The following is a 15,746-nucleotide window of genomic DNA, read 5'->3' as shown; positions in this document are numbered from 1 at the left end:
TGTCTGTTAAATTTGTCCAAGCGTCCGTATTTTGGCCTGCGGGTGGATTTCATTCTGGCTCATTACCACCGTGGCCGGGCGGAAGCGTTCGATGATTGACCGAACGTAAGGCCGTACCATCGGGCTGGTGAGCAGAACCGGCTGTTCACCACGCTCCGCCTGCTGGTCATAAATGATGCGCACAGAGTTGATAAATTCCTGCAACCTTGAGGGCGCCATGGCGAGCTGCTTCTCTTCACCCTGGCCAACAAGGCTTTCAGCAAACGCCTGTTCCCATTCTGGGGACAAGGTGATGAGCGGTACAAGGCCCTGCATGTTGGAGTAGGCCGAGCAAAGCTGCCGCCCAAGCCGGGTGCGTACATGCTCGGTGATCGAGACGATGTTTTGCGTGAAGCCGGTGGCTTCGGCGATGCCTTCCAGAATGGTGGGCAGGTCACGGATCGAGATACGCTCGTTAAGCAGCGCCTGCAACACACGCTGGATACTGGAAATGGTAATCTGACTTGGCACAATATCGGCCACCAGCTTCTGATGATCGCTTGGCAGGTCGTCCAGAAGTTTCTGGGTTTCTGCGTAGCTCAGCAGCTCGGCCATATTGTCCTTGATCACTTCGGTCAGGTGGGTGGTGATCACCGTTGCGGCGTCCACAACCGTATAACCCCGGAAGCTGGCTTCCTCCCGCGCGCCGGAATCGACCCAGGTGGCAGGCAGGCCAAAGGCTGGTTCCGTCGTGGCTTCACCCGGAATTTGAACCGGTTGGCCCTCAGGGTCCATCACCAGAAGCATGCCGGGGCGAATGTCACCACGGCCGACTTCGGTCTCCTTGACCCTGAGCACATAGGTATTGGCAGGCAATTGCATATTATCGAGGATACGCACGGACGGCATCACAAAGCCCATTTCACCAGCCAGTTGGCGGCGCAGCGCCTTGATCTGGTCGGTCAGGCGGAAACCGCTATCGTCGTTGATGAGGGTCAGCAGACCATAACCAAGTTCAAGCCTGAGCTGGTCAATAGCAAGGGCTGAGCTGATCGGCTCTTCTGTGGGCACGGCTTTGTGTTCCGCGTCCTTGACCGCGCGGGCCTCTGTTGCGGCGGCTTTTTCCCGCTTGTTGCCGATGGAGTAGGCCATATAGCCAAGCGTGCCACCAAACAACGCGAAGGGAAGCAATGGTATGCCGGGCATCAGCCCCATACCAAACAACAACGCGCTGGTAACACCAAGCGCGCGCGGGTAGCTGCTCAGCTGTCCAAAAAGCGCCTTGTCTGTTTGGCCGGTAACACCGGCTTTGGTGACCAGCATACCAGCAGCGGTGGAGACGATAAGCGCCGGGATTTGAGAGACGAGGCCATCACCCACCGTGAGGATGGTGTATTGGTTGAGCGCATCCCCGAAAGAAAGGTCGTTGATGGCAACACCGATAACGATGCCGCCGATGATGTTGATAAGCGTGATGAGGATACCGGCGATGGCATCACCACGTACGAATTTTGCCGCACCGTCCATGGAGCCGAAAAAGGTGCTTTCATCTTCCAGCTCTTTCCGGCGGATTTTGGCTTCATGTTCGTCAATCAGGCCCGCAGACATATCGGCGTCGATCGCCATTTGTTTACCGGGCATGGCGTCCAGGCTGAAACGCGCGGCCACTTCCGCGATACGACCGGAACCCTTGGTGATGACCATGAAGTTCACAATAACAAGGATGGCAAAAACGATAATGCCGATAACAACCTGACCGCCCATCAGGAAGGAACCAAAGGCCTCAATCACCTTGCCTGCCGCATCGGTACCGTTATGCCCTTCTGACAGGATAAGCCGGGTGGACGCCATGTTAAGCGATAGCCTGAGCATGGTCGCGATAAGGAGCACGGTCGGAAAACTGCTGAACTGAAGCGGTTTGACGATGAAGATACAGGTCATCAGCACCATCACGGAAAAGGTGATGGATGCCGCAAGCATGATGTCGAGCAGCCAACTGGGCAGCGGCATAATCAGCATCATGATGATGGTGACCATGCCGAGCGCAAAGGCTACGTCTGAACTTTTAAGTCCGCCGAGAAGCGCGTTGAAGTTGGGGCCTCTACCGCCGCCGTCACCGTCACCGTCGCCACCGCCGTCTTGCTGTTCGCCTGAGGCTGTATCGCTCATGTTTTAAAATCCAAAACCCACACTCGCATCAGCGCTTATACGGGAGCGCCGGGTTGCGATACGGAAACACCTTCGGTTTGGTACTGGTTCAGTTTGTTCCTGAGCGTGCGAATAGAAATGCCAAGAATGTTTGCCGCATGTGTACGGTTGCCAAGGCAATGTTTGAGTGTATCGATGATCAGCTCACGCTCAACCTCTGCCACTGTTTTGCCGACAAGGCTTGCCGCTTCCTCGAGGTCACTGGCACCGTCCATCGCGCCAGCCCCTTCGGCTGAGGGCATTGAGGACGCAGACGCCGCATTCCCGGTGAAGTTCAGGTTGCCGCTGGCGTCCGGCAGCAGGATCGCGCCGGTACCAATGGTGTCACCGCTTGCGAGCAGAACCGCACGGTGAATGGTGTTCTCCAGCTCCCGCACGTTGCCCTGCCAGTGATGGGCCTGCAGCATTTTCATTGCGTCCGGCGAGATTTCACGCTCGTCCACCTGGTTCACTTCCGCGTATTTTTTGGCGAAGTGCGCCGCGATGGCGGCGATATCCGCCGGACGTTCACGCAGGGCAGGGACACGCAGGTTCACCACGTTCAGGCGGAAGAACAGATCTTCGCGGAAGTTGCCGGATTTCACCTCCTCCTGCAGGTTGCGGTTGGAGGTAGCGATGATGCGAATGTTAACGTTAACAGGTTTGCCACCACCAACACGGTCGATCTGGCGTTCCTGGATGGCACGCAGAAGCTTGGCCTGCAGACGCACGTCCATCTCCGAGATCTCGTCAAGGAGCAGAGTGCCGCCATCGGCTTCTTCAAACTTACCGATCCGGCGGGCGACAGCGCCTGTGAAGGCACCTTTTTCGTGGCCGAACAGCTCTGATTCCAAAAGGTTTTCCGGAATGGCAGCGCAGTTGACCGCAACAAAAGGCTTGTTGGCCCGGCGGCTTTTCTGGTGCACGAACCGCGCCATCACTTCCTTACCGGTACCGCTTTCGCCGGTGATCATGATGCTGGCCTCAGAAGGCGCAACCTGTTCCGCAAGCGCGGCAACGTTTTTCATGATCGGGTCGCGGTAGATGAACGCCTGATTATCTTCCGTGACAGCCTCCAGCACGGCGGCGATAAGCTCGGCATCAGGCGGTAGCGGGATATATTCCTTCGCACCGCCACGGATGGCCGCAGCTGCAATTTTCGGGTCTGTCCCGATACCGCACGCCACCACAGGGATGGAGAAATGCTCAGCCCGCAGTTTGGGGATAAGCGACGGAATATCGAGGGATATTTCCACCATAAGAAGGTCCGCGCCGCGGGTCCTCAGCGTGCCAAGCGCTGTGTCGATATCCGGGGCATGCGTCACCTTTGCACCACGCTCTATCGCTATCTGGCTCGCGGCGCCCAATTGACCGTCCAGGGTGCCTACTATGAGTAGTCGCATTGTTTCGTCTCCGTACCATGTCGCTGCCACCGGGCAGCCCATGCGATTTGCCGATTATTTGAAAAAGGTGATCCTTTTCGACGGCGGCAAAATAGTATTCAGAAGCATCTCAAGCCTGCGCGGGTTTTCTTTGCGCCGGATAGAGCTTGCCCCCATTGAATAGAGGTTGTTGACCAGTTGTTCTTCGTCTGTGCAGTGCTCTGTTTTTGCGGCTAGCGGGATAAAAACCAGATGCGCGAGCACGGCACCGTAAAATGTTGTGAGAAGCGCCACAGCCATGGCTGGGCCGATCTCAGCCGGGTTATCCAGATTGCCAAGCATGCGCACAAGGCCGATCAGCGTGCCGATAAGGCCCATGGCAGGCGCCACGTCACCGGCACGGCGCAGGAAATCAACCGCGCGCATGTGCCGGGAAGAGGCTGTGCTGGCTTCACGGCGCAGGATCTGTTCGATCTCGTCCGGTTCAGCACCATCCACCACCAGTTGCATCGCTTGTGCGAGAAAGGGTGTATCTTTCAGTTTTGGCAACAATCGCTCCAGCATTAGAATATCGTTGTGTTTGCGGCTTTCGACCGCGATTTTCATCACCTTTATGGCTTCTTCAGCCGGGTCCCGCTGTCCATGGCGCAATAGCTGCCAGATGTTGGCGGGCAGGGTGAACATCTCCTGCAGGCGGAAGCTGATGGCTGTGACCGCGAAGGTGCCTAGCACGACGATCAGCACACCCTGGCCGTTGATAAATGCCAGCGGCGAGCCACCTAGCCAGATCGCGCCACCCACCAGCAAAAACGCCAACAGCATCCCAAAAATTGTGCTCATCCCCGCGTGCCCCCTTATTGCCGCCAGCTAGTTGACGCCACCATCAAGCTTGATGATTTCTGTCATGGTTACGCCCAAGTGGTCTTCAACCAGAACCACTTCTCCCCGCGCCACCAAGCGGTTATTCACATAAATATCAATGGCTTCACCGACCTTGCGGTCCAGCTCGATCACCGCGCCCGGCGCCAGTTTAAGAAGCTGGCTGACCTCAAGCGTGGACTTGCCAAGCACCGCCTGCACCCGGACTGGAACGTCAAACACCGGCTCAAGCTCCTGGGCTGAACGGACCTGACCATCTTCGCGCGGCGCGAGGTCTGGCGCTTTGGCCGCCCCGTCAGACAAATTCTGCAGGCCGACATTGTTGCCGTTGTTGTCTTCTTCGTTTGCCATTCGTTGTTCCCTTTAATCCCTGAGCCTGTGCTGTGCCGGGCACCTAAGCCCGCGCCCGCTCACCCCTCAGTCGTATCCTGTGTTGTTGTTTCTGTATCATCTGGCGCTTTGGCAGCATTTAGTGCTTCAACTTCATCAGGCATCACAAAGCGCTGAACTGCGTCCTCAATCTGGCGCACGATGGTTGCGTGGTTGCGGTCAGAGCCGCCATCCGGCCATTCCACCTTGCAGTCTTGCATGCCCATTGTTTCTTCGCCGATCAGTACGATATCGCCGGGGAAACCTGTGGCGGCCTTGAGGTTCTCAATTCGCTCGTTGATGCTGTCGACCAGGTCTTCGCACACCCGCACAACAAGGCGCGGTTCCTTCTGCATGGTGGCGAGGCAGTCTTCAATGAAGGCTTCAATCTCTGCCATCGGGTGCGTGCGGATAAGCGCTGGCGCCAGTTTGCTTGAGATCGCATATGCCAGTTGCACCATTTCCTGCTTCAACGTGCTTTCAAGCTGGTTGCGCTGTGAAAACAGTGCGCGTGTGGCTTGCTCAAGCTCGCCCAAAGCATCTTTGGTGGCGGCTTCAATTTCAGACAGGGCTTGACGACGGCCTTCTTCAAGGCCGGTTTGATAGGCTTCGGTTTTGATACGGTCCGCGTCCAGACGCACGCGGTCCAGTTCCTCGTCAAAACGGCTTTTAGCGCCGCCGTCGAAGGCTGTATCAAATTTGTATTTTACCGGTTCAGCCATTTAAGCGTCTCATGCTCCTAGTAAATCAGTTCGTCTTCGCCCTTGTTGTCGGACAGCAGGATCTCACCCGCTTCCGCAAGGTCTTTGGCTTTATTCACCATTGCCATCTGGGCTTCATCCACGTCACGCAACCGTACAGGGCCCATGGCTTCCATGTCTTCGCGCAGGATTTTGGCCGCACGCTCCGACATGTTTGAGAAGAACAGGTCGCGAAGTGTGTCGGACGCGCCTTTCATGGCAAGCGCAAGCTTGTCTTTGTCCACGTTTCTGAGCAGCGTCTGCACACCACTTGGGTCCAGGTTCGCAAGGTCTTCAAAGGTGAACATCAGCGCGCGAATGCGTTCAGCACTGTCGCGGTTGCGGTCTTCAAGGGCCGCAAGGAAGCGGCTCTCCGCGCTGCGGTCCAGATAGTTGAAGATTTCCGCAATCGTCTCATGGCTGTCGCGGCGGCTGGTGCGCGCCAGGTTGTTCATAAACTCAACCCGCAGCGTCTGCTCAACCTTATCGAGGATGTCTTTCTGCACAGCTTCCATACGAAGCATGCGCATGATCACTTCCATCGAGAAATCTTCCGGCAGTACAGCAAGTACACGCGCAGCGTGCTCAGCCTTGATTTTTTGCAGCACGACAGCAACGGTTTGCGGATATTCGTTCTTGAGGTAACTGGCAAGCACCACCTCGTTCACGTTGCCGAGCTTGTCCCACATGGTGCGACCAGCGGGCCCGCGAATTTCATCCATGATCTGCTGTACACGGTCGCCGGGCAGCATTTTCTTCAAAAGGCGTTCGGTACTGTCGAACGAGCCGTTCAGGTTGCCAACGGTTGAGACTTTAGACGCGAACTCAACAAACAGGTCTTCCACATCCAAGGCGTCGATGGCGCCAAGAGTAGACATATGCTGCGACAGCTCTTTGACTTCATCGTCCGACAGGTTTTCCCATATGGCGCGGCCATGTTCTTCGCCGATGGCGAGCATGAAAGCTGCGGCTTTCTGGGAGCCCGACATCTTAGTTAAATCTGCCATTTCCTACCTATGATCTCGTCTTTTCAAACTATGGCGCCCCCAAAGGGCATCCACTGGCTTATCAGTTAGTCGGCGTAGAGCCATGTGCGAACAATCGCGACAGACTCGTCCGGATTTGCACGGATGATATCGGCCACCTTCTTGATGGCGCTTTCCTGAATGCGGCCTTCAACCTGCGCCACATCAATCTTGGCGTCGGTGCGCATATTGTCTTTTGTCAAAGCGCCGCTCTCACGGGCAAGACGAATGGCGAGCGCTGCATCCTCGTTGCCTGAGGCGGCCAAGGCCATCAACTCAGGCGTGATGCCACTCTCATTACCACCCCGGCTGGGCCCGGCAATCGCGGGCGTGTCGGCTGTGCGGTCTTCAATCTGGTTCGGGTCAGGTGGCGGCGGTGCATCCGGGATCGCTTCAATGAGCCGCATCACAAGCGGCCGCACCACCAGAAGGATAACAAGAATCACAGAGACAAACACACCACCCTGGGTCAGCACATCAATCAGGTCCTGCTTGTTCAAGCCAAACAGGTTGAAGGCAGTTTCAGCCTCGGTAAGTGGTGCGGGGTCTACAAAGCGCATGGACGCGACGGTAACCTGATCGCCCCGGTTCGGGTCATAGGGTATGGTCGTCAATACGAGGCTTTGCAGTTGCTCAATCTCGTCCGCATTCCGTTCCTGATAGGCGGTGGTGATACCATTCTCATCAAGTGTACGCTCACCGTCCACCAACACTGAAACCCTGATCTGGGTCACTTCACCGGGCTCCTGAACAATCACGCGCTCGGTTTTTGAGTTTTCAAAATTGGTGGTTTCCTGCGTTTTTGAGGAGCTGCTGGTTGGGTTAGACGGCCCCGCCGCATTCTCAGGCAGGTTGTTGCCCATGGTTACCTGGCCACCAACCTGGTCACCATCGGACGATTCTTCTTCAATGATGTTCTGCGACAGGATCACCTGCGTATCCGGGTCGTAGCTTACTTCGCTTGTGGTGGTCCGGCTCATATCCATCTGGACAGAGACTTCCGCGCGCACACGGCCATCACCCACCCGACGGGCCAGCAGCTGTTCGATCTTGTCACGGTACAGCCGCTCTTTGGCGAGCCGTGCTTCTTCCATGTTGGAGAAGTTCGCGTTTGCGCCTTGTTCAGCGGCACCGTCCACCAGCAGGCGGCCGCTGGTGTCTGAAATGGTTACGCGCTCCGGCGAAAGGCCCGGCACGGCGGTAGCTACAAGGGCCTGTATGGCTTGTGCTTCACGGCGGCCTAGGCCTGCACCATTTGTTCGGATCAGGATGGACGCTGTTGGCTCAGATGCTTCACGCTGGAACGGGCGACGTTCCGGCATCACGATATGCACGCGCGCTTCCGACACAGAGGAGAGGTATTTGATCGTGCGGGCGACCTCGCCTTCAACTGCGCGTACATAGTTTACGTTCAGCTCAAAGCTTGTACGGCCAAAACCGCTGTCTTGATCGAAAATCTCTTTGCCCACAACACCGCCGGTGAGCCCTTCGCCAGCGAGGGTCAGGCGAAGACGGTCAACCTGATCACGCGGTACGCGCAACATGCGACCGCTTGCGTCGGTCTCATACGGGATTTGTTCTGCCTCAAGTCGCTGTACAATGGTGGCGGCGTTTGCGGGGTCCAGGTCCGTATAGAGCACGGTCATGGGGGAGGTTTGCCATCGCCCGACAATCGTCACAAAAAAGAGCGCGACGAGCGCGCCGACGATACCAATCAACACAAGCCTGCCTGTGCCGAGATTCTTTAAGAATTGCAGAAGACCGTCCAACACCCACCTCGGTAGAATATCCGCCTAAAATAATCCCCGGGCACAATCATGCCCGCGGAGCCCAACCCCAATTTAATCCGTCACGGTAAACAGATAGTTAAATCTAGGCAAATTTTGCCTATAAATGTAAAGGAAAATTTTTATGACGTAACGCAAGGCAAAGCTTGACGTACTGGTGGGCGTGGGTTTCAGGCAGATCTGGCGTCGCGATATTTCTGGATACGAGTGGTTCTAAGGCCGGGCAAACCGTTCTTGTTGATAGCTTCCTGCCATGAAAGGAACTCTTCCACGGTTAGAGAATAGCGCTTGCATGCATCTTCAAGGCTCAAAAGTCCGCCCTGCACAGCAGCGACAACTTCGGCCTTGCGCCGGATCACCCAGCGCTGTGTGTTGGTGCTTGGCAAATCGGCGAGCGTCAGGGGCTTGCCGGTTGGCCCGATGATTAGGTTTTTTGCGTCTGACCGTGCCATTCTCTGATACTCACAATTGGTTGGCAGTCGTGAGTATAGAAACGCTTCGTTTAAAAAAGACCTAATGCTCAGGGTTAAATTTTCATTAACCTTTACCCCCAATGCAAAACCGGACAGCCATAGGGCTGCCCGGTCAGTGCAAAAGAGATTTTAGCCAGCTTTGGCTTGGACTATTAGAGCCTTGTCAGTTCCTCGAGAATCTGATCAGAGGTCGTGATAATCCGTGTTGAAGCCGAGAAAGCGCGCTGCACTTTAATCAGTTCAGCAAACTCGCTGGCGAGGTCAACCGTGGACTGCTCCAGCGAGTTTGGCGATACAGTACCCGCACCACTGTCGCCTGGCTCTTGCAGGTTCACGTCACCAGAGAGGTCAGACGCACCAAAAGCATTGCCTTGGCGGCGAGCGAGCCCATCCGGGTTTTGGAACACAGCAATCGGCAGTTTGTATACCGGCAGTGTCAGGTCGTTATCGAAAAGCGCGGTTACTACCCCGTTTTCGCCGATGGAGACGCCGGTAATGTTACCGAAAGCCGCACCGTCCACACTATAGTTCAGACGTGAGGACGACGTTGTGGATTGCACAAAACCGTTCTTGAAACCGTCATCACCAAAGTCGAACGAGATAGAGCCTGGGTCTACTTCCACACCGCCGCCAGTCGCATAGGTGATAGGAATTGACCCGCCCGGGAATGTAATGGGAGTTGAAGTATCACCAACATTCATCGTGGTTGCAGCTGCATCGATGATGCTCTCAAGGTCGATAGAGCCATCTGTGTTGAACTGCAGAACACCGTTTGCGATGATGCCGTCCGGGTGTGCAGTACCGTCAACCGCCGTTGCGTCATCGAAATAGATTTCGTAGTTCCAGGCGTTGTCGCCTGTGTGAACGGCACCGATGTTCACCACGTGGCTACGGCCCTGGCTATCGAAAATCTCGACGTTAGTTTCAAAGTCCGGCGTTACGGAGCCGTCAGCAAGTGTGCCTAGGGTGTATGCCGAAACCGGTGTGTCGGTATCAAGGTTTACCCGAAGGGATACTTCGTTGGTTGCTGCACCAAGGCCGTTCAAGTTGTTGATGTTGATCGGGCTCAACTCACTTGTTTGGTTTTTGTTGGTGGTAATTGCACCGGTCGAATCTACTGGCCAGCCCAGGAGATAGTGGCCTGCGGTGTTCTTGAAGAACCCTTCGGCGTCCTGGGTGAATGCACCTGCGCGAGTGTAGAGAAGCTCGCCTGAAGCGTCTTCTGCCCGTGCGCCGTCGCGTACCACAAAGAAGCCTGCGCCATCGATCGAGAGGTCAGTTGCGGAGCCGGAAGGCTGCAACAGACCCTGTTTCGAGACAAGCGTTTCAGAGAACGCGCGCACGCCGCCCGGTGAATAGGACGAAAGGGATGCTGTTTCAGTTACAAGGGTAGAAAAGCGCGAACGCGTTTCTTTGTAACCAATTGTGTTTACGTTTGTAATGTTATCGGCGATTACGCCTACACCGTCGGTGAAGGCTTGAAGCCCCGATACACCTGCTGCCAGAGCAGTGAATGCCATTTTACTTCTCCTATACTCTCTTTTGCGTTTTCACTGGCTTTGGGCTTTCTGCTCTTGTCCAGCCAACGAGCTTGCTGGTTGGACACGCTGGGCACTTCGGTCCAGCGTAGTTTCGGCTTTTACTCACTGAAAAGCTGAATAATTTCGTTTTGCGACACGAGGTTCGGGCCAACAACAAAGACGGCCTCAGTGCCTGTCAGGTCAACCGACTGAACGCGGGAGCGTACAGCGATGCCTGTTTCAAGTTTCTGTCCACCGGCGTCCTCTGCAGCAATCTTGAGGGTATATTCGCCAGCTGGGGCAAATTCGCCGTTTTCAAGCTTACCGTCCCACTGGAAGTCATGGACGCCCGCGGCTTTCTCGCCGTCACTCGTGTGGACCACATCACCCTGATCGTTGCGGATCTCAAACGTCAGCTTTTCTGCAGCGGTTTCATTATGGTACCGCCACATAATGCCGTTTGTGCCGTCATGTTCACCATTCGGGCGCGGCACCAGTGCGTCCTTGCCCAGATAGCTTGCCAGCGAGCTTTGGTTGCTCATCATGGTCAATGCGGCCAAGGTCTCAAGATTCTGGTTGGTTTTGATCTGCTGCTCCACACCGGAGAACTGCACCAACTGTTGTGTGAACTGGTTGCTGTCCATAGGGTCCATAGGGTCCTGGTGTTGCAACTGTGTGGTCAACAACACGAGAAAGTCGTCAAAATCATTTGCCAAAGACGCAGCGGACCTGTCGCCCGCCGTCTGGTAGGTTTGGCTTGAGCTTGTTGCTGAAACGCCATCAACCATTTTCTCTATACCTTCTCGCTTACCTAAACCCGAATGTCGAGGCCGGTTTCGGCATCCACATATGGTAGAATTTCATCCAGCGGGATCTCGTCGGCTGCGTCTTCTGCCGCCACGTCGAACTCTCTACCGCCACCTGCGCGCGCGGCCAGTTCATCTCGCATTTTTTCCTGTTGCACGGCTTCTGCAAACGCGCGACCAGCACTTTCGTGGTTGCCTTGGTCGAGGCTGAACTCAATGACCGGGTTTTCGCCCTTCTGGCCACTGGCGTTCAGTGCGCGTTCAAGCCCGCGGCTATCTTTCTGCAGCAGTTCAAGCGTTTCTGGACGCTCTGCAATCACCTGGGCGTGCACACGGCCGCCGTCCATGAAACGCATTTTTACCTGCACACGCCCGAGCTCTGCCGGGTCAAGCCGCAGGGTAAATTCCTGCTCGCCAGCTTTCACGGCGCGAGAGACGCTCATGTTCAATTGTTTTGCTACATGGCCCTGCAGGCCACGAGACGGATTTCCGCCCAAAAGGCTCATGCTGGACATGAAACCGCTATCGCTTTTCATGCCGGAAAGACCGGTAGCGACCATCGCTGCGGCGCCGCCATCGGGCATGCCTGCAAGGCGCTCCGGCGTGAGGGCAGGGGTGGTGCCCATGCCAAGGTCACGCGCTGCACTCATTTGCGGCAGCACTTCAGGGCGCGGGGCGACAGGTTCAACCGCTTTAGCAGTCAACGCATCCGGCACGGCTGTTTGGCCAGCCACCTGCGGGGTAGCTTGGCTTGGTGCGCCGGTGGCGCTGGAGACCGTGGGTTTTTCGTTCACAGCGCCCATGAATGATTTTTTGCCGCCATTAAGTGCCGTGTTTTGCTGTGCGGCTACTGCGGCAGCTTGCTGCTGTGCTTGCTGTGCGGCAACCATATGGCCGTTCGGGTTATTCTGTGCTTCGTCAGACGGCTTTTTGTTTGACGTCTCAACCAGGTTTTTATCGTCTTCCGGAGCTCTCGCAATTGCATCAACTGCTGTTTCGCGAGTGATGGCCGGCTCATCGCCAACGGAAGTATCGGTAGTTACTGCCGCATTTGCTGTAGTATCAACCGTGGGGTTTGTAAGTGGGTCGCCAGATAGCACGGTGCTTGGGGCAGCGCTGGCCGCTTGGGGCTGCGCCTGTGTATCTGTTGTTGCCTCAGGGTTGGTCGGTGCGCTTGGCGCTTCTACGGCTTGTGGTGCCTTAGCGGTATTGGCCGCCGCTGCAGCTTGTGCTGCAACCTGCACCTCTGGTGCTGCGGCATCGGCGGCACCATTGATCAGGGCAACCAGCTCCGCAACAGGGAGCACGTGGGTTTCACCGTTTGGCGCTGTTAACGTGAGCGGTGGCACAGTGCCATTCGCCGCGCCAGCCTGCAGGCTGTTTAATAGTTCGGCGCGCGCACCTTCCGGCAGGCTCGCAAAATCGAGCGCAGGTGCGGCTTGACCACCAGCGGTCACCGTCGCTGCCGCAGGGTTGACAACAGAGGACGCAAGTACCTTGGTGTCAGCCGGTGGCAGTGTGCTGCCTTCAGTCGCGACAACATTCTCAGGGCCATATTTGTTGATAATGTCCTGGAAGGTCGCCGGGACCTGATCTGCGGGCAGTGCGATACCGAGGGAAGCCAGAACTTCGGCCTGCTCATTAGAGAGCTGGCCAACGCCTTGGAGGCCTTCAATCTGCGAGCCGTCTGCCATGACACCGGCAACCTTGCCAGTGCCGGATACAGCCTGAGCCGATTGCAGAAGATTGGCAAACTCCGCCGCCGCTGCTGCATCGGTACTGCCTTCGGCTCTTTGCGGGCCAAAAAGGGCAGCAATCGCCTGCAGGGGCGATGCGTTTTGTGTCTGCGTCAACTGTTCAATCGGGTTCATATATCTTTACCAAATTGGGCTCCCGATGTGCCGGGAGGGGTTTTTGTCACCCTCAATAAAGCAAAGGCCGGGCCAATTTTGTGGTAAGCTTGGAATCTGCCTGATTCCCGCGACTTAGCGATAACCGCCCGATCGTACGGGCCCTATGACGGATGTTATTGCCGGGCAAAAATGGCAGATAGGGAAAATCGAGCCGAAGGATGGGCATATAAAAAAGCGGGGGAAACGCTTGCTCTCAGCCACCGGAAAGCTTATATGCACGGCAGATTTGGAAACAGGACCAAACTTGTAGGAAATATCAGCCATGACAAGCGGCACACCATATTCAGGGGGAATAAACAGTCTGGGCTTTGACCGGGCACCCGCTGACACGCGTGTTGTTGTCGCCATGTCTGGCGGTGTGGATAGTTCTGTGACGGCTGCCCTTCTCAAAGAAGAAGGCTATGACGTTGTTGGTATCACGCTGCAGCTTTATGACCACGGTGTTGCTGTCCAGAAAAAAGGCAGCTGCTGTGCCGGGCAGGATATTCATGATGCGCGCCGCGTGTCTGACGAGCTTGGCATCCCGCATTATGTGCTGGACTATGAAAGCCGGTTCAAAAACCAGGTGATGGAAGAGTTTGCCGACAGCTACATCAAGGGGGAAACACCAATCCCCTGTGTGCGCTGCAACCAGACCGTGAAGTTCAAGGACCTCCTGGATACTGCGCGCGACCTTGGTGCCGACTGTATGGCCACCGGGCATTATGTGCAGCGGCGCGTGGGCGCGGATGGCAAGGCGCATCTGGTGCGCGGGGTCGACGGCGGCAAAGACCAAAGCTATTTCCTGTTTGCTACCACGCAAGCACAGATGGATTTCCTGCGTTTCCCGCTGGGGCATATGGATAAAGCACAAACACGCGGGCAGGCCGAGCGCTTTGGCCTCACGGTCGCCGACAAGCCCGATAGCCAGGATATCTGCTTTGTGCCGGAAGGCCGCTATGTGGACGTGATTGAACGCCTGCGCCCCGGTGCGCTTGAGCCCGGCGATATCGTTGATGTGGATGGCAATGTGCTTGGCCAACACGAAGGCATTGTGAAATATACCATCGGCCAGCGGCGCGGCATTGGCATCGGCGGCACAGACGAGCCGCTTTATGTGGTGAAGTTGAACCCGGCCAAAAAACAAGTGATTGTGGGCCCCAAAGAAGCACTTCTCACCACAGCTATCGGTGTGAAGGACGTGAACTGGATTGGTGAGCCTGTGCCACATGAAGGCCTGATGGTGATCGCAAAAATCCGGTCCACCCGTCCGGGGGTTCCCGCGCGACTGTTCATGGAAGGCACACGTGTTCGTCTTGTGCTCGAAGAAGCTGAAGCCGGTGTTTCACCGGGGCAGGCTGCGGTGTTTTATGATGGTGACCGTGTGCTTGGTGGCGGCTGGATCGACCGCGCCGAGAGCGCAGACCCACGCCTCGCTGCAGCATAAATCAGATACGCCCATTCAGCCTATAAGCTTGAACGAAGACAGGCGCCCCAACCGGGAGCGCCTGCACATCATGCCTTTTGTTCCCGTCCATCTTATCAGAGTGGGGGAGGGTTACGTCGGCCACTGACGATATTCGCCACCAGCGTAACGATAAACAGGATAATGAAGGCAAAAAACAGCCATTTTGCTGCCCATGCGAGTGTACCTGCAAGGCCACCAAAGCCGAGGGCTGCCGCCACAACCGCCAGAATGAAAAACGTTAATGCCCATCCAAGCATGTCTATTCTCCTCTTGTTGCTGTGACCACTCTAGGTGGGACGGCATCAATTCTCAGTACTAAGCGGCTGCCACAAGTATAAAGATAGGCTCAGGATACTGGCGAACGAGCCATTTCATTGAGTGTGCTTCAATTTCAGGTGGTGCCGTGGTACGCTGGCTCAGGGTCGACGAAGTTGGGGGTCGGTGGAGTGGAGGCTGAATGGCTGACGTATCCCCGATGGGCGGCAAAGCCGCCAGTCTCACCATTATGGTTGCTGTCATCGGTCTATATGTCCTGATGGCTGGTTCTTCTCAGGCATCCGACATCACCATCTATACAGAAGATTACCCGCCCTACAGCTTTATGGCAGACGACGGCATGGTTGAAGGCCGCGCGACAGTTAGGGTGCGGCGCATCATGGCGGAGGCGGGGCTTTCCTACGAAATTCGTGTTTTGCCATGGCCACGAGCTGAGTTTCGGGCGCGTAAGGAAAAACAAGCTTTCATCTATAGTCTTGCGAGGTCGTCAGAGCGTTCAGCGCACTATGACTGGATCGCCCCGATCGCGAAGCCAGACATGTATCTGTTCGCACGGACTGACGATAAGCGTACTGTATCACTTGAGACCCTAAGACGCGGGGAATTTGTGGCTGTGTGCACAGAGAAGGATGCTTCTTGCGGCATTATAAGGCGCGCAGGCATTCCGGAAGAACGCCTGCTCATTGGCGCATCCGCTGGTTCATCGGAGGCCATGATGATCCTTTACGGTCGCGCAGACCTTTTTCTGGGTGACAAGCGCCTTCACCCGGTTCGAGTGGCAAGCGATGAGATCCCGCCCGGTAGCATACGGCCCGCGCTGAAGCTGGATGAAGACATCAGCTTTTACCTGGCTGCGGGCTTTCAGGTAGATGAGAGTTTTCGAACCCGTGCCCGCGAGGCATACGCCAGGCTCGCGGCGCGTGGTGAGATTGATGTTTATGAGGGCAATACGCGCCCCTAGTG

The 15,746-nt window shown here is 56.2% G+C and carries 14 protein-coding genes; 2 read left to right on the top strand and 12 right to left on the bottom strand.

The annotated features are described in order from the left end of the window. Positions 1–6: 6 nt before the first annotated feature. From flhA to ACOOGA_RS03600, 11 genes are all read right to left on the bottom strand, one after another. Positions 7–2,148: a flagellar biosynthesis protein FlhA gene (gene flhA, locus ACOOGA_RS03650; RefSeq protein WP_417460354.1), complete on the bottom strand. Its 2,142-nt coding sequence runs from the start codon at positions 2,146–2,148 to the stop codon at positions 7–9. Positions 2,149–2,183: 35 nt separating this feature from the next. Next, positions 2,184–3,569, bottom strand: a complete 1,386-nt coding sequence (locus ACOOGA_RS03645; protein WP_420429476.1) for a sigma-54-dependent transcriptional regulator — start codon at positions 3,567–3,569, stop codon at positions 2,184–2,186. A 54-nt stretch (positions 3,570–3,623) separates the two neighbouring features. Then, positions 3,624–4,388, bottom strand: a complete 765-nt coding sequence (locus ACOOGA_RS03640; protein WP_417460352.1) for a motility protein A — start codon at positions 4,386–4,388, stop codon at positions 3,624–3,626. A 27-nt stretch (positions 4,389–4,415) separates the two neighbouring features. After that, positions 4,416–4,778: a flagellar motor switch protein FliN gene (gene fliN / locus ACOOGA_RS03635; RefSeq protein WP_417460351.1), complete on the bottom strand. Its 363-nt coding sequence runs from the start codon at positions 4,776–4,778 to the stop codon at positions 4,416–4,418. Between the two features lie 59 nt (positions 4,779–4,837). Continuing rightward, complete coding sequence (locus tag ACOOGA_RS03630; protein ID WP_417460350.1) at positions 4,838–5,518, bottom strand: hypothetical protein; 681 nt, start codon at positions 5,516–5,518, stop codon at positions 4,838–4,840. A 17-nt stretch (positions 5,519–5,535) separates the two neighbouring features. Beyond that, positions 5,536–6,543, bottom strand: a complete 1,008-nt coding sequence (gene fliG / locus ACOOGA_RS03625) for a flagellar motor switch protein FliG (protein WP_417460349.1) — start codon at positions 6,541–6,543, stop codon at positions 5,536–5,538. A gap of 65 nt (positions 6,544–6,608) precedes the next feature. Further along, the gene (gene fliF, locus ACOOGA_RS03620; RefSeq protein ID WP_417460348.1) at positions 6,609–8,333 is read right to left on the bottom strand and encodes a flagellar basal-body MS-ring/collar protein FliF; all 1,725 of its coding nucleotides are present in this window, start codon (positions 8,331–8,333) and stop codon (positions 6,609–6,611) included. Between the two features lie 185 nt (positions 8,334–8,518). Further along, on the bottom strand, positions 8,519–8,800 hold the full coding sequence (locus ACOOGA_RS03615; RefSeq protein ID WP_417460347.1) for a DUF1153 domain-containing protein: 282 nt from the start codon (positions 8,798–8,800) through the stop codon (positions 8,519–8,521). 173 nt (positions 8,801–8,973) lie between these two features. Next, a complete protein-coding gene (locus ACOOGA_RS03610; protein WP_417460346.1) occupies positions 8,974–10,341 on the bottom strand; it encodes a flagellar hook protein FlgE in 1,368 nt (455 codons plus the stop codon). Positions 10,342–10,460: 119 nt separating this feature from the next. Next, complete coding sequence (locus ACOOGA_RS03605; RefSeq protein ID WP_417460345.1) at positions 10,461–11,129, bottom strand: flagellar hook assembly protein FlgD; 669 nt, start codon at positions 11,127–11,129, stop codon at positions 10,461–10,463. Positions 11,130–11,152: 23 nt separating this feature from the next. Continuing rightward, entirely contained in the window at positions 11,153–13,018 is a 1,866-nt protein-coding gene (locus tag ACOOGA_RS03600) for a flagellar hook-length control protein FliK (protein ID WP_417460344.1), read from the bottom strand. A gap of 304 nt (positions 13,019–13,322) precedes the next feature. On the opposite strand from ACOOGA_RS03600, the gene mnmA reads away from it, so the two are divergent. Continuing rightward, positions 13,323–14,486 carry a tRNA 2-thiouridine(34) synthase MnmA gene (gene mnmA, locus ACOOGA_RS03595; RefSeq protein ID WP_417460343.1) on the top strand — a complete coding sequence of 388 codons (1,164 nt, stop codon included), beginning with the start codon at positions 13,323–13,325 and terminating at the stop codon, positions 14,484–14,486. Positions 14,487–14,581: 95 nt separating this feature from the next. On the opposite strand, the gene ACOOGA_RS03590 is transcribed toward mnmA, so the two are convergent. Further along, positions 14,582–14,764 carry a DUF1328 domain-containing protein gene (locus ACOOGA_RS03590; protein ID WP_417460342.1) on the bottom strand — a complete coding sequence of 61 codons (183 nt, stop codon included), beginning with the start codon at positions 14,762–14,764 and terminating at the stop codon, positions 14,582–14,584. Between the two features lie 200 nt (positions 14,765–14,964). On the opposite strand from ACOOGA_RS03590, the gene ACOOGA_RS03585 reads away from it, so the two are divergent. Further along, positions 14,965–15,744, top strand: coding sequence for a transporter substrate-binding domain-containing protein (locus ACOOGA_RS03585; protein WP_417460341.1), 780 nt, complete (start codon positions 14,965–14,967; stop codon positions 15,742–15,744). Positions 15,745–15,746: the final 2 nt, after the last annotated feature.

Origin of the sequence: Kordiimonas sp. (assembly GCF_965216265.1) — a bacterium.
In the GTDB taxonomy this organism is placed as follows: Bacteria; Pseudomonadota; Alphaproteobacteria; order Sphingomonadales; family Kordiimonadaceae; genus Kordiimonas.
The sequence above is the reverse complement of the archived record's forward strand: the minus strand, read 5'-3'. Positions and strand labels throughout refer to the sequence as shown.

Excerpts from the sequence above, each read along its gene's own strand:
- flhA (WP_417460354.1), bottom strand. The coding sequence starts at position 2,148 with ATGAGCGATACAGCCTCAGGCGAACAGCAAGACGGCGGTGGCGACGGT.
- ACOOGA_RS03645 (WP_420429476.1), bottom strand. The coding sequence starts at position 3,569 with ATGCGACTACTCATAGTAGGCACCCTGGACGGTCAATTGGGCGCCGCG.
- ACOOGA_RS03640 (WP_417460352.1), bottom strand. The coding sequence starts at position 4,388 with ATGAGCACAATTTTTGGGATGCTGTTGGCGTTTTTGCTGGTGGGTGGC.
- fliN (WP_417460351.1), bottom strand. The coding sequence starts at position 4,778 with ATGGCAAACGAAGAAGACAACAACGGCAACAATGTCGGCCTGCAGAAT.
- ACOOGA_RS03630 (WP_417460350.1), bottom strand. The coding sequence starts at position 5,518 with ATGGCTGAACCGGTAAAATACAAATTTGATACAGCCTTCGACGGCGGC.
- fliG (WP_417460349.1), bottom strand. The coding sequence starts at position 6,543 with ATGGCAGATTTAACTAAGATGTCGGGCTCCCAGAAAGCCGCAGCTTTC.
- ACOOGA_RS03615 (WP_417460347.1), bottom strand. The coding sequence starts at position 8,800 with ATGGCACGGTCAGACGCAAAAAACCTAATCATCGGGCCAACCGGCAAG.
- ACOOGA_RS03610 (WP_417460346.1), bottom strand. The coding sequence starts at position 10,341 with ATGGCATTCACTGCTCTGGCAGCAGGTGTATCGGGGCTTCAAGCCTTC.
- ACOOGA_RS03605 (WP_417460345.1), bottom strand. The coding sequence starts at position 11,129 with ATGGTTGATGGCGTTTCAGCAACAAGCTCAAGCCAAACCTACCAGACG.
- ACOOGA_RS03600 (WP_417460344.1), bottom strand. The coding sequence starts at position 13,018 with ATGAACCCGATTGAACAGTTGACGCAGACACAAAACGCATCGCCCCTG.
- mnmA (WP_417460343.1), top strand. The coding sequence starts at position 13,323 with ATGACAAGCGGCACACCATATTCAGGGGGAATAAACAGTCTGGGCTTT.
- ACOOGA_RS03590 (WP_417460342.1), bottom strand. The coding sequence starts at position 14,764 with ATGCTTGGATGGGCATTAACGTTTTTCATTCTGGCGGTTGTGGCGGCA.
- ACOOGA_RS03585 (WP_417460341.1), top strand. The coding sequence starts at position 14,965 with ATGGCTGACGTATCCCCGATGGGCGGCAAAGCCGCCAGTCTCACCATT.